We start from the raw sequence: 13984 nt of genomic DNA on the forward strand, positions 1-13984 counted from the left end.
ATAAACAAACGCTATCGTTTAATGAGACGCATCAAATAAAACCTTGAACAATGGGAAGTCTTACCGTAATACTCATGAAGAAGCCGTCATCGCCCCGGCAAATGAAAGTTCGAGGCGGAACGGAAGGTGCGGTCACTCGCCCGACAGGACGCCGTAAATACGTCCTTGTAGGCTCGACGGCGGCTCGAGCGCCAAGGAAGGCGCGAATGCAGATTTTGCAGGAGCAAAAATCTGCCCTGCCGCCGACGCCTGTCGGTCGAACAACCGCACCCTCTCCGGAAGCGGCATTGGTTCTGTCGAGCGCCGTATATCGAAAAATTAGATACAGAATCTCAATCTACGAACTTTCACAGTAAAATTAGCCTTTCTGCACATCTGATATTTTAACAGTTGAACTATAATTTCAATTTTTACGACCGATCTGCACCATGGCTACCAGTTCCTTTTTCGAGCAGCTATTTAAATGGCTCTTCATTGTCGGCGCATTACTTACGGTCGTGCTTTATTTCAAAAAAGACCGTTTACCGGAGCCGACTTTTTACGATCTCGGTTATCTAGACAAACCGGTTCAAGCCAAAATAAACGCCGAGCCGTTCAAGACTCAGGTCAACGATCAGGAATATACGATCACGCCTTTGTATGACTATGAGTTACACGGCGTCGTCGTCAGTTACAGTGACGCCGATGCCTTCACCAACATCTGGCATCACAAACGCTGGCAAGACTTTTTAAATCTTCGCGACTTATGCGTGATCTGGGGTAAAAATGTCGGTTCCGGCGTTTACCGGCAAATGAAGTTTCATAACGATAGCTGGACATGCTGGGCATCCTGGCAAGACTACGAGACAGGCGCTTTATTCAAGATGAACGCTCTGTCGAACAATCATTTACTAACAGACGACGACCGCATCAAAAAAGCGCTGATGTCTGCCGAACCGGGCGACCATATCCGTTTCAAGGGCGTATTGGCCGAATATGCCAACAAAAGCAATAATTTCTTTCGCGGTACCAGCATTACCCGAGACGACACCGGCAACGGTGCCTGCGAAACGGTTTACCTTAAAGAATTCGAAATCGTCAAAAAAGCCAACCGAGGCATTCGCAAACTTTACGGCCTAACCAAATGGTTGACCATCGTTTCTTTTTTCGGTTTTCTTATCTTCTTTGCGATTGCACCGGTTAGAATCCGGCATTGACCTGAGCAATTCATTGACAAACAGGCTTTGATGGCTTTATATCTTTCGCACTTCACATTTTGGCAATGCTCGAAGAGCCGCCGAATTTTGATCTCCAATGGGTATATTCACGGCGTCTTGCCGGGCGAGTGACCGCGCCCTCCGACACCCAAGGATGGTCATTTGCCGGGGCGATGGCTAGACCTTCATGAACGTTACTGTGAAAGTTCGTGGATTTGAAATCTTAATCTAGTTTTTCGATATTAAGAAACTCGACAGAGAAAATGTAGGTTCCGGAGAGGGAGCGGTTGCTCGACCGACAGGCGTCGGCGGCAAGGACAGCCGCCGTCGAGCCTACATGGATGTATTCACGGCGTCCTGTCGGGCGAGTGACCGCGCCCTCCGCCACCCAAGAACTATTTTGCCGGGGCGATGGCCGGGCCTTCATGAACGAGAGGTTAAAGCTCTACCCAAATAATCCCAACCGGCAGCCCTTTGCCGAATTAATGCTACCGATAACACTTAAACTAAACACCATAATGACCGACCGAAACCTAGCCGATTGGCATAACCGCGCCGCACTGTTCGAACAGGAAATCAACAAAGCCGTGATCGGACTCGAACGTCCGGTACGACTCGTCACGACCGCGATATTCGCGCGCGGCCATGCGATGCTCGAAGGCGATGTCGGGGTTGGTAAAACCACCTTGTTGAGAGCGGTCGCACGCGGCATCGGCGGCGCTTATGAGCGCATCGAAGGCACCATCGATCTGATGCCGAACGACCTGGTCTACCACACCTACATCAACGAAGCCGGCAAACCGCAGGTCGACCCCGGGCCGATCCTGAAACACGGCGAGGAGCTATCGACCTTCTTTTTCAACGAAGTCAACCGCGCCCGACCCCAGGTCCATTCATTACTGTTGCGCGTGATGGCCGAAAAATCGGTCACGGCTTTCAACCGTGAGCATTATTTCCCGCATTTACAGGTCTTCGCCGACCGCAACCGCGTCGAAAAGGACGAAACCTTCGAAATACCTTCCGCGGCCCGCGACCGCTTCATGATGGAGTTGAAAATCGAAACGCCGGAAGACCCGGCACTACAGCGCGAATTGATGTTCAATCCGAGATTTTACGATGTCGACGCATTGATCGAGACGATACAGCCGGGCATCCTCCCCTACCGAGAATTGAACGAAATCAGCCGACAGATTCAGCACCACATCCAAGCCAGTGAAACCTTGCAAAATTATGCCTTACAACTTTGGCAGGCGACCCGTTTCCCGAAAAACTTTTCGATTGCATTAGACAATGTCGACATGGACCGGCTAATCCTGGCGGGGGCCAGCGCCCGCGGTGCCGGAATGCTGATGCGCGCGGCGCGAGTGACGGCATGGCTAAACGGTCGTACGCACGTCTTGCCGGAAGATATCCGCGAAATTTTCCATGAAACGATCGCGCACCGTGTGTTTTTCAACCCGACTTACGAATTGAGACGTACACTGCTCGCCGAACAGCTCAGCCAAAAAATACTGCAGCAGGTAGCGGCGCCCTAAGAAAATTTGCTCCAATCCATTTGTACGCGAAACTTAATCGGATGATGCTCTAAGAATTTTATTATTTATCTTTCCGCTCACTGCTCACTACTAACCGCTTACTACCACAAGCCAACGATGCTCGAAGAATTTCATTATCAACTGCCTTGGCGCACCGCGAGCGCGCACCCTGGTCGTCATGCCGGCAAACACAGCGGCGGCGAACATGAGTTTCACGGGCATGCGCTCTTTATCGCGCGTCCCGAAGCGCACAATATCGATATTCACGCCAGTCTGCTCGACCCGTTCGGCCAATTCATGGTCAGGACTTTTCGCCAGCGCGGCTTGATTTCGGTCAACATCATTGCGGACTTATCGGCCTCGATGGGCTTTCACGGAAAAATGAAAACCCTGGCACGATTTACCGAATTGACGGCTTATTCAGCCTATCGTAGCGGCGATCATTTCGGCTTTTTCGGCTGCGGACTGGATTTATTGCCGGACTTTCATCTACCGCCGCGCTGGTACAAAGGCGGCGCCGCCGAACTCGTAGACCGGCTCGGGCAATTCGACCCCGGCGACAGCCATTGCCGAAGCCTGCTCTCGATCGCCGAGCATTGCCCCCGGCATCGCTCGTTGATTTTTCTAGTCTCCGACTTTCATTTTCCGTTTCATGAAACCGCCGAAATTTTCGATTCGCTGTTGAAACACGACGTGATCCCGGTCGTATTATGGCATCCCCAAGAGTATCGCAATCTGCCGGAATGGGGCCTGGTGCGCCTGGAAGATCCGGAAACCGGTAAAGACCGACAATTACTGATGCGTCCGGCCCTGAAACGCAAAATCATCGCGGCATTCGAGACCCGGCAAGAACAGCTCAAGCATTTGTTTACGCGCTACGGCCGCCAAGCGTTTTTTCTCGACGACACCTTTCAGGCCGATCAGCTCACCCATTATTTCTATGAACAATAAACACTTAGGAATATGCACAAAATAACTTCTACAATTAGCAGGCTTTGCGGAGGTTCGGTGACTCGCTTGACAGGACGCCGTGAATACGTCCGTGTAGGCTTGACGGCGGCTATCCCTGCCGCCGACACCTGCCAATCGAGCCACCGAACCCCCTTCCAACAGTTGTCTAAATTGTTTCATGCTCGTTCCTTAGCTCATTTTTACTTATGGCTATTGCTGTATTTATCGGGCGCCATGACCGCAAACGCGGCCAACATTGAAATCGAACTCGATTCGCCGCGCAATTACGGCTACAGCCTTGGCGACAAAATCACCCTGACGGCCCATATCGGGGTACCGTTATTCTATACACTGGAATCCGGCTTTCTGCCGGCCCCTGGCTCGGTCAACGAATGGCTTAGGCTTGATAGTATCGAATCAATACCAAACAAATCAGGAAAAGACTACTCGCTTGCGATAACCTATCAGGTTTTCAAGAGCGTACGCGCCACCGAGGAATTGACGATCCCGCCATTGCCGATTCGCTTCATGCACCGAGGCAATCCTGAAACTGCAACGCTTCCGCCTTGGACTTTCAGTTATCACCCGCTGATTCCAATAAACAAAGCCGACCGCGACATCGAGCCTGAACCGGAAGTGCCGCCGCGCCTGATCGATGCGACTTCGCACCACCGCGCCTTGACTTATTTGCTCGGGGTATCTTCGATTATATTGCTCTATATCGTGTGGTTTTACGGCAAAATCCCGTTTCTCGAACGTTACAGCGGCTCATTCGGCAAAGCCTGCCGGGAACTCAAAAAACTCAAAAAGTTGCCGCAATCGAAGGCCGTGACCTTACAGGCCCTGCAATGCTTTCATCATGCCTTGAACGAACTGGCCGGCGAAACACTCTTTGCCGGACAATTGCCGGACTTTTTTCAAAGTCATCCGAAGTTTTTAACGCTTCGAGAAAAGACCGAAGCTTTATTCGCCATTTCGCAGCAACTCTTCTTTGCCGAAGCCGCTAGCGAATTACCGGCAATAAGTCCGGCTCAAATCGAGAAACTGTGCTTGCTATACCGGAAGCTCGAAAGGAGCGGTCGATGGATTTAGCGCTAAGTCATCCCTGGGTACTGCTGTTTTCACCACTGGCCTTACTGCCGTTTTTCGGCAAGCATCTAACCGCGCTGCGTTACTCAAGCCTGTCGGTATTGCCGTTCGACCCTTTGTCATTTTTGTTGTTTACGCTATTGAAGTTGATCGGCGCCGGCGTCATTCTGTTGCTGCTGATCGCGCTGGCAGGCCCCTATCTCAAGGAGCAAACCGTACAACGACTCGGCCAGGGCGCCGAAATCGTCATCCTGCTCGACCGAAGCGCAAGCATGAACGAAAATTTCGCCGGCCGTTATTTCGGCGGCGCGGCAAAAGAAAGCAAGATCGCGATTGCCCGAGATTTACTCAGCGATTTCATCAAACGCAGAAAAGACGATTTTTTCGGCATGATTTCGTTCAGCACAGCGCCCATTCATGTCTTGCCGCTGACCCAAGACAAAACCGCGATTCTGGCCGCGATCGACGCAACCCGATCGCGCGGCCGAGGCGTCACCAACATCGCACCGGGTCTCGCGATGGCGTTGAACTATTTTCAGGAACGTCCGTTGACCGGATCGCGCGTCATTCTACTGGTATCTGACGGCGCCGCACGCATCGATCTCGAAACGCAAAGCACGCTGACCCAGTTGTTCCATCAATACAAGGTCATGCTGTATTGGGTTTATCTGCGCGACGACAGAAGCCTCGCTCTCGATAGCAAGCCAACCAATGCAAACGAAACCACCTCGCCGGAATATTTTCTGCATCAGTTTTTCCAAAGCATCGGCATTCCGTACAAGGCCTTCGAAGCCCAAAACCCGGAAGCACTTCAAAACGTCATCGACGAAATCGGTCGCCTCGAAAACAAGCCGATTCAATACACCGAAAAAATAGCGCGGCAGAGCCTTGCAGAGTATTGTTATCTACTGGCAATCAGCGGTATTTTGATCTTGCTGTTTGCCCGCTATTTCGAGCTAAAGTCCGAACAGGATTTATCGGAATCAAAGAAATGGAGCGGACGAGAATGATGAATTCGTAGTCCCGAGAGTATTAATCCCTTTATAACTTTCGCACTCGAATATATTTTACGCCCGCTTTATAACTATAAGTGTCACACTTCAAATTTCGGCAGGACTTAAGGAGGCGCCGAGGTGCCAGGTCGATTTTGCAGGAGCAAAAATCTGCCCTGCTGCCGACATCCTCGCCAAGCATACCCCACACCCTTTTTGATCTCCAAATTGGGAATTGCTGGGAACGATAGGTGGATGTGAATAGTTACCCCGCTTTTGGTATGCCGGTCCTTTCTGTATACCCATAGCAAACACCTCCGGATGCCGATTCATTCTGAACGATCATACTTATTTTTCAACACTACCGGCCAGGGCTTCGATTTTTTCGATCAGCTTTTCCAAGCATGTCTCAAAGTTATATTCATCTTCAATAGTTTTTCTGGAGGCTTTTTTGATCGCATTCGCTTTGCGGGTGGTCAGTGTCAATGCCTGCTCGACACGGTCGACCATGGCCTGGATATCGAAGAAATCGAACAGCAATCCGTTTTTGTTGTCCTTGATGATTTCCCGCACCGGAGCAGTATCGGAAGCAACGATAATCGGGCCGCTCGCCATGGCCTCTAGCATAGACCAAGATAATAAAAACGGATAAGTCAAATAGACATGAACCGAAGATAGTTGCAGCACATTTCGATAGACGTTCTTCGGCAAGCGCCCCAAAATATGCACGCGTTGCGGATCGAGCGAACCTTTTAATTCTTCCAGCATCATTTCCACATAGCTGTCATGATTGCTAGGTTCGGGGCCATACCCGCCTTGATTGTTGCCCATGATCATGACATGCGCGTTAGGCCGGCGTTTCAGCAATTCCGGCAAGGCCCTCATAAAACAGTGAAAACCCCGCACCGGCTCCAGGTACCGGGCCGCATAGGTAATGATCTCATCTTGACTGCTTAGCATAAGATTTTTTTCGGGAATACTCAGCGTTTGTTTCGGGTTCGGGCAAAAATATTCGGTATCGATACCTTCATGCATGACTTTTATCTTATCTCGCGCCCATTCAGGATAGGTATTAAGCTGCCAATTTGTTGGTGTTATTCCTTCATCCATATCGTTCAAAGCATGCAGATTAATGGTGTTTTTCAATCGTAATTTAGCTACCTCGTTACCATCGATTTGCGAAAACTCAGGATCGAAATCGAAGTCCTGTCCGGTCGCCGAATAAAAATATTCAAAATAGCCCAGATATTTGGCATCTGGCCAAATATCCTTCAACAGCAAAGTTTCGCCCCAACCGGGATGAGCCACCACCACATCAGGATTAAATTCTTTTGCCTTTAAGAAGTTAGCCGTTTTGGCGACGGCTTCGGCGCGTAAGATTTTCGGCTCGAAATCTTGCATCAATGGATGAATATCGGGTGATGTTCCTCGCTTCAATTGATAAGCGACCACGCCGATACCGTCCATCTCGATACTGGGCGATTGCTTGATGGCGACCACTTTATTATTGGGATTTTGCGCCAAACGCGTCGCGACATGACTGAACTGAGCCGGAAAATTTTGATGAAGAAATAAAATATTCATAAATGCCATTTAAAAGGTGATGATTGATAGCCCCAAATGCGTGAGTTCAAACTTTATGCCGAGGCGGAAAGGCAAGACCCTTATGGGAATAGTGATCGAGATTCAGATTAGGGTTATAAAAAGGATCTTCGAATAAAAGATGCCCCCAACGCTCTTTCAAATTTCGTTTCTCCTTTTCAAAGCGCGCCTGCTTTTCCGGAATGGCGTCTCTACCGCGGCTAGCCGATTCCTTGTGCCACAATGTCGCCTCCGGCGTCCATACGATATGCTTACCGGATTTACGTAAACGCAAACAAAAATCCACATCGTTAAAGGCCACCGGAAAAGCTTGTTCGTTCAAGCCCCCCAAAAGTTGATAATCGCGTTTGAAGCAGATCAGGCAAGCGGCCGTCACCGCACTCGCTCGCCTGACCAATTGATTATAGCCAAAATAACCGCTATCGTGCTGCTCCCAGTGATTGCCCACATGCCCAATCAAACCGTGCAGCCCCAATAAAACGCCTCCATGCTGCACCATGCCGTTCGGCCACAATAACTTTGCCCCAACTGCACCGATATTCGGCCTGAGCAATTGCCTGACCATCGAACTCAGCCAATCCGGCTCGATCGCTTCGACATCATTGTTGATCAAACCGATAACGTCTCCTTGCGCTTGCTCGACCGCCCAATTGTTGATCGCCGAATAATTGAAGCGATGTGGATAAGGCAAAATGCGAATACCCTGACGGGTAAGTTTTTTAAAATATCGATGGATGGCGGGTTGCTGCGAATCATTATCGACCACGATGATTTCAAGATCGGGATAATCGGTTTTCAGCAGACTATCGATACAGCGTTCGAGCAGGTCTTGTTGATCCCGAGTCGGGATAATCAAGCTCACTTTCGGCCAAGCGTTGGGTGCCGACCATTGAATCGTTCGCACAGAAGGGTAATCCGATGCCGCTGTAACGCCTTCTGCATCAGGCGCAATCAGAGGCAAAAATTCCGCAGCGATCGTCTGATCATACTCCGCTAAACAATGCTGCCGATGCCGATGATACAGCACATCGGCAATATGCCGTATCGCTTCGCCGTTATCGCCAACGGCATTGACCGCGAGCCAAGACCAGGCTTTCGGTTCCAGGCTCCAGGGCGATTCGGCGGGTAACAACTGTGCACGTACGACCAATAAATGCTGCAACGGATCGCTTGCCAAAAAAAGATCCAAATCCCAATCGGGTTTAAACCAGGGCAAACAAGTCTCGTCGCCTTGTCGATAATCGCAATCGCTGTACGCAAGCTGCACATCAGGATCGGCGAACACGCCGCCGACCAAGGATAAAGCTTCGGGCGCCAGAGTATCGCCGGCCTCGACATAGCAGACTAAGCCCTGATGCCGGCGCAATCGCTCGGGAAACAGGCACGGCCAATCCCGGTCGGTTAAAATTTCAACTCTGTCGTCACAATATTCAAAACTGCCTTTTACGATGATCTGCAAGGCGCCGTGGCTTTGCCCCAACAAGCTCTCGACCGTCGATCCAATATCCCCCACGCCGAACACCACGACCAAAAATGCGAATGGACTGGAAGCATCGGAATTCGGCTTGCCGAAACGGGCAAACCACTCTCGATAAAGCTCGAAATCAAGCGAGTCGGGCAACAATTGCTCGCAGCGTTTAGCCAATGTCTCAATAAAGTTTTTTTCAGGCTCCGCCAAATTCAAACGCTTCATTTCGCTGCTAAAACCGGAAGGGAAAGCCGCCACGACCAACGGACCGCCCTGTAAGGGGCGGTTATGCTCATCGACTACGCGTATCCGGTGCACACGGCCGTCTGCAAGTTCGCCAGGCAAATTGAAATTGAAGCCGTGCTTACCCTCTCCCAATTCCGCTTCCGCCGGGTCGATAATCAATTGATTCGCGATAATTTCGCACAACAAACGATCGTCTTCATAAAAACGTAACCCTACCGCATGCTTCGGAAACACAGGATCCCAGGCCCAACCCTGCACCCTCAGCCCGCCGGAATTGACCACATAACCCAGAAGCGGCGGTCGAAGTGTCGTCATTTCGCGGGCTTGATCGACAAGCCCACTTAGCCAATAATCGGTATTCGCGACTCGCGCGCGAATATTTTGTATGTGTACGCGCTTGGCCAGGGAGATACGCAACCAAAACCCATAGCATGCATCGCCGATTCCTTGTTCGGCCAAATCAGGAACCCAGGTTTCCGCGCGCACAATGCCGAGCGGATAATCGTCGGCATAAATTTCCACGACGATGCGTTCAGTCAAATCCCGGGAGTCATAAACCCAGCCATGCAGCAGCCCTTCGTAAAAACCAAACAGTTTGCCTTTAAAACGGTTATTGTCTTTTTTCATGTCAACTTCGTAAGGCCATAAGCATTGCTAAGGGGCGACAGCCACTCTTCAGGGCTTACGTCAGGCGCCAAGCCGATATCGCCCCAATCGGGATCAAGCAAATCGGTATAAACACCCCATTCTGGTGCAGCCAGGGGTAATCCCGACATTCGCGCCAAGCGCCAGGCATGCCCGTCGATTTCCGGCCACACCGCCGCATGCAAAGCCAAGCTGCAGCGCTGCAAGGCGACCATATCGGGTATGTCATGCCAGGTAACCGGCCCCGTCAGCCACGCTTTTCCGCTGGCAAACAAGGCATGATCATCCCACGTCGAACCGAACACGATCAGCTCCATATTCATCCGCTTGGCCGCCAACAGCCTCGCCAGTTCGAGTATTTTGAAAAAGCCCTGGTCCGGCAAAGCCGCGAAAAAAACCGCGATACGCAAACACTCGCCTGAAAACCTCAAGCCGGTTCCGCCCGGAAACGGGGTGCCGGCAGGCTGATCGATCTGAAATCGAATGTTCGGAAAATAATGTAAATAACGTCGCATAGCGTCCGACGAAGCCAATTTAACCACCGTAGCACCGGCCATCAAGCGTTCGGAACAAGTACGTAATGCATTAACGGAGCGATAAAAAGGCGAAGCCTTTAGGCAGGCATCGCTGCATTCGGCGCAGTCCGAACGAAAACAACTATCACCTAATAACTTGGTCTGCAAACAAAAAGCGCCATAATCATGCACTATGAGCTCGTAGGGAATTTCAAGCCCCGCGACGCCTTGAAGCAAGGCTTCCGGCCACCCGGCAATGGCATGAATTTCGATGTCATAAAAAGCAGCCGCTTGCAAATCCTGTAACAAGATTGCCTCATCCTCAGGCCAACGGTATTCCAATTGTATCGACTCATCGGAGTTGGAACTGGTCAAACTGATCAGATGACTCAGCACTTCGCTTGGACTGATAGCCAAAAAATAAACGGCATGTTCGAAATGTTTATATGCGGCACGAATCGCGTCCACGGTCGCCGGATCCTCAAGTACGGGCGGCAAGAGAACTAAGCGGCTTCGTTTTCGGGTATAAAGCGGCAAAACCGCCCGCTGCAGACGGTCATAGATCGAAGCTAATGGAGCCGTCTCCAGAAATGCCGAATAGTCCTGCTCATGCTCAGGGTAGCGGGCATGAATTCGCGGAATGTTTTTCTTGACCAACGCGTTTTTATCGCCCCCGAACGATACGCTCCCCTGATGTCCGACAAAAACATTCGGTGTACAAATATTTTTCCAGCCGTGCGCCGCCGCTCGCAAACAAAAATCGGTATCCTCGCCATAACCTCGCTCGATCAAGGCCTCATCCAATGGCCCTACCTGCTCAAGACATTGCTGCTTGATATACAAACAAAAACCAACGCCAACTGGAATTTCAAGCTCAATATCGTCGCCTAAACCGGCACATGTCTCGTCGAGCCTAGCCAATACCTCGTAGCTTGGCATCGGTGCGCTATACATGGGCCGCGGAAAACTCAACAATTCGGCATTATTGCTCAACGGCGTTACCGTGCCGACGACTTCCGAGCGGTGAGCAGCCGAATGCAAGCGGTCCAACCAATTCCCAAGTACGCGCGTGTCGGCGTTCAATAAAACGACGTCCCGCTTGGTACTCAGCTTCAATCCTCTATTCACCGCGCCGACAAAACCCGTATTCACGGCTTGACGAATCAGCGTAATCCGGCCGTGGGCATGCAAATCTTGCAGAAACGCCGCCAGCTCAGCATCCGGACTGGCATCGTCAATGACGATCAGGCGATACCGAGTTTGATTGACGGCAGTCAAGACCGAATCGAGACATGTCTTGGTTTCCTCCAGGCCTTTGTAAACCGGTACGATAATATCCACCGCACAGGACGACTCCGATGCAAGCTCGCTTGGCGACGTTTCGAAAAGGGCGCTATCCAAGACAGCTACAGGCTTGAACCGGATAGGCGAGCCGACCAAATCGAGCCCGTTAAGATGAATACGCATGGACTGAAATTGCCCTGGCGACATTTTCAACGAAAAACCGTCCTGTCCCGAACCTAAGCCATGCTGCCTTAGGAGTGGAGTCCCTGAAAAGGGTTTCAGAGTATAGTCCGTACCGTCTATCGTAACGGTCAAGGCCGGCAATGAAGGGGCATCCAACAACCAGCCGGTAACGGCTCGACCATTGTAGTGGCAAAGCCCGATGGGTTGAATTTGTAACTGTTTAAGAATGCGCAATGCCATTATAACGGCTTGTCCATCCTGATTCCGGCCAAGTACATCCCACGACAAACGCGCGGCCTGCTCTGCATAGTCGGGTAATAACATAGCATGTAAACGCAGTAAATAATGGAGACTTTCCTGCCTGCCGGGGTCTTTTTGCAAGGCCTTGCCCGCCGCTTCCAGTGCCAATGAGCCATGGCCACAATCCACCAGGGCCTTGGAGCGCAGCAAAGAGAACTCGACCATCACCTGAGGATTCAATCTTTCGATTCTATCCAATAAGCGCCACGCTTCGAAAGGCCGTTCCTGGCCCATAAGCGACAAGGCTTTTTTCATTAACAAGGCATAGTCTTTTTCCGCTCCGTTCAACGAATAATGGAATGATCGGCCAACCGTTAATCTCTTATGCCTTTTCATACCGAAAATAATTCATGCGCTTGCTAACGACGATAATTCGTCAAAGAAAAAATGGGATACTGTACGACTCCCTTTATACTCAAAAAATAGGCGTGGCTAGCGAGGATGTCGGCAGCAGAGCCGATTTTTCTTCATGAAAAATCGGCATTCGCCCCGCACCTAAATTCCAAAATCCACAGACTATGTTTAACTATCTAAGATAATTTAGGTGGCGGGGGTCACGGCAGTCCTCGATAGACACATCACACACCTTTTATTCGTAGACGGTTTTTCGATCAAAAGAGATTAGTTGCCGCAAAAAAAAGGCGCCAATAATCGGCGCCCTTTAGTTGCTTGCGACTAAGACACCTAAGCTTTAACCCAAAGGTCCGGCGTCGAAATCTATATCCAACAAACCAATCAAGGTTAATGTTTCGTCTCTAGAAATTAAACCATCCCCATTAACGTCATAAATAAACCTTTCAACATTAGTAACATCCAGCGTGGTGCCATGCTCCAATTCGATTTGAACACTGGTTGGTCTTCCTCTAGCGTTTGTTCCGGTGACCGAAATGCTTGTGATGACCACATCACTCAGGTCTAGCGTATCTCTACCTCTGCCCCCATCAATTACAATAGTGTTATCGGTATCTTCGCCTTTTTCAACGATAATCAAATCTCTGCCATTGCCGGCATTAATAGTATCGTTACCGGATCCGACGACGATCGTATCGCGGCCATTTCCAGTATCGACGAAATCATCCCCTTCGCCGGTAACAACCAAATCGTTTCCGCGACCGGTGTTGATAGTATCATTTCCAGCGCCCGAGTAAACGATTACGGCATTATTAGCTTCCAAACTATTATTGCCATCGCCCAATACAACAGTACCTCTAAACTGATTAGGCAATGTAAGATCGACATCATCGTCGGTTGAGAAAAATATTGCATTCAACTGTCTAGCGGTTGGTCTATCAATGCCACTTAAATCCAGTTCTCCGCCGCCTTCGACAAAGAGCAAGTTTGTCCCTCTGGTAATTTCAAATGCAGCCGGTATCTCATCAAAAAACTGACTTGATATGTCCCTGACCTTTGTCAACTCTTGAAACAAATCGTCTCTAAAACTCTCTTCAAATTTACCGTCTTCGACAAGCTGATTTATCGCTTGTCCCGGCATGTCATAATTCGACATTTTATTACCCCTCTGTATGCACTAAAAAATAATGGTTAAAGATTAACAAAAAAAGACTCTTTTTGAAATGATTTCCACACCTCCCTTGGAAGAATTATAAAATAAACGGAAATCTTATAAATCTTAGACAAGCAGAAACCACGCCAAGTTAGGAACGAGCATGAAATAACTTAGACAACTGTTGGAGGGGGTTTGGTGGCTCGATTGACAGGTGTCGGCGGCAGGGATAGCCGCCGTCAAGCCTACATGGACGTATTCACGGCGTCCTGTCAAGCGAGTCACCAAACCGCCACAAAGCCTACTACTTGTATAAGTTACTTTGTGCATATTCCTTAGTTAATTATTGTAGTCTTTGTTGCCCGCCCAGTTTGAATTTACACTGAAATGATCGTAGTAAAGAGACCTTTCTCAAGCTGAAACGCTCAGGCATTCGGCCCTTTCTGAATAGTAGTATAAACGCATGTTAATTTA

General features: G+C 50.0%; 9 protein-coding genes. 5 read left to right on the plus strand and 4 right to left on the minus strand.

The features are described from left to right. Nucleotides 1-428: 428 nt before the first annotated feature. From EQU24_RS18315 to EQU24_RS18335, 5 genes are all read left to right on the plus strand, one after another. Nucleotides 429-1196, plus strand: coding sequence for a P-loop NTPase family protein (locus tag EQU24_RS18315; protein WP_017842170.1), 768 nt, complete (start codon nt 429-431; stop codon nt 1194-1196). Nucleotides 1197-1714: 518 nt separating this feature from the next. Beyond that, the gene (locus tag EQU24_RS18320; protein ID WP_017842169.1) at nt 1715-2731 is read left to right on the plus strand and encodes an AAA family ATPase; all 1017 of its coding nucleotides are present in this window, start codon (nt 1715-1717) and stop codon (nt 2729-2731) included. A gap of 117 nt (nt 2732-2848) precedes the next feature. Further along, the gene (locus EQU24_RS18325) at nt 2849-3682 is read left to right on the plus strand and encodes a DUF58 domain-containing protein (RefSeq protein WP_017842168.1); all 834 of its coding nucleotides are present in this window, start codon (nt 2849-2851) and stop codon (nt 3680-3682) included. A gap of 12 nt (nt 3683-3694) precedes the next feature. After that, a complete protein-coding gene (locus tag EQU24_RS18330; protein WP_138767214.1) occupies nt 3695-4774 on the plus strand; it encodes a hypothetical protein in 1080 nt (359 codons plus the stop codon). Continuing rightward, a complete protein-coding gene (locus tag EQU24_RS18335; protein ID WP_017842166.1) occupies nt 4765-5781 on the plus strand; it encodes a vWA domain-containing protein in 1017 nt (338 codons plus the stop codon). Before EQU24_RS18330 ends, EQU24_RS18335 begins: the two co-directional genes overlap by 10 nt. A gap of 330 nt (nt 5782-6111) precedes the next feature. Here EQU24_RS18335 and EQU24_RS18340 read toward each other — a convergent pair whose 3' ends face one another. The 4 genes from EQU24_RS18340 to EQU24_RS18355 form a co-directional block, all read right to left on the minus strand. Further along, nucleotides 6112-7347 carry a glycosyltransferase gene (locus tag EQU24_RS18340; RefSeq protein ID WP_026130332.1) on the minus strand — a complete coding sequence of 412 codons (1236 nt, stop codon included), beginning with the start codon at nt 7345-7347 and terminating at the stop codon, nt 6112-6114. A gap of 46 nt (nt 7348-7393) precedes the next feature. Continuing rightward, nucleotides 7394-9706, minus strand: coding sequence for a glycosyltransferase family 2 protein (locus EQU24_RS18345; protein WP_017842164.1), 2313 nt, complete (start codon nt 9704-9706; stop codon nt 7394-7396). Next, nucleotides 9703-12342: a glycosyltransferase family 2 protein gene (locus EQU24_RS18350; RefSeq protein WP_083877794.1), complete on the minus strand. Its 2640-nt coding sequence runs from the start codon at nt 12340-12342 to the stop codon at nt 9703-9705. The genes EQU24_RS18345 and EQU24_RS18350 overlap by 4 nt, the downstream gene beginning before the upstream one ends. A 355-nt stretch (nt 12343-12697) precedes the next feature. Then, the gene (locus EQU24_RS18355; protein ID WP_017842163.1) at nt 12698-13513 is read right to left on the minus strand and encodes a calcium-binding protein; all 816 of its coding nucleotides are present in this window, start codon (nt 13511-13513) and stop codon (nt 12698-12700) included. Nucleotides 13514-13984 lie beyond the last annotated feature (471 nt).

It is taken from the genome of Methylotuvimicrobium buryatense (assembly GCF_005931095.1).
Classification (GTDB): Bacteria; Pseudomonadota; Gammaproteobacteria; order Methylococcales; family Methylomonadaceae; genus Methylotuvimicrobium; species Methylotuvimicrobium buryatense.

What these genes read in the sequence shown, in the direction of transcription:
- EQU24_RS18320 (WP_017842169.1), top strand. Translation starts at nt 1,715, where the DNA reads ATGACCGACCGAAACCTAGCCGATTGGCATAACCGCGCCGCACTGTTC.
- EQU24_RS18330 (WP_138767214.1), top strand. Translation starts at nt 3,695, where the DNA reads ATGCACAAAATAACTTCTACAATTAGCAGGCTTTGCGGAGGTTCGGTG.
- EQU24_RS18350 (WP_083877794.1), bottom strand. Translation starts at nt 12,342, where the DNA reads ATGAAAAGGCATAAGAGATTAACGGTTGGCCGATCATTCCATTATTCG.
- EQU24_RS18340 (WP_026130332.1), bottom strand. Translation starts at nt 7,347, where the DNA reads ATGAATATTTTATTTCTTCATCAAAATTTTCCGGCTCAGTTCAGTCAT.
- EQU24_RS18325 (WP_017842168.1), top strand. Translation starts at nt 2,849, where the DNA reads ATGCTCGAAGAATTTCATTATCAACTGCCTTGGCGCACCGCGAGCGCG.
- EQU24_RS18335 (WP_017842166.1), top strand. Translation starts at nt 4,765, where the DNA reads ATGGATTTAGCGCTAAGTCATCCCTGGGTACTGCTGTTTTCACCACTG.
- EQU24_RS18345 (WP_017842164.1), bottom strand. Translation starts at nt 9,706, where the DNA reads ATGAAAAAAGACAATAACCGTTTTAAAGGCAAACTGTTTGGTTTTTAC.
- EQU24_RS18355 (WP_017842163.1), bottom strand. Translation starts at nt 13,513, where the DNA reads ATGTCGAATTATGACATGCCGGGACAAGCGATAAATCAGCTTGTCGAA.
- EQU24_RS18315 (WP_017842170.1), top strand. Translation starts at nt 429, where the DNA reads ATGGCTACCAGTTCCTTTTTCGAGCAGCTATTTAAATGGCTCTTCATT.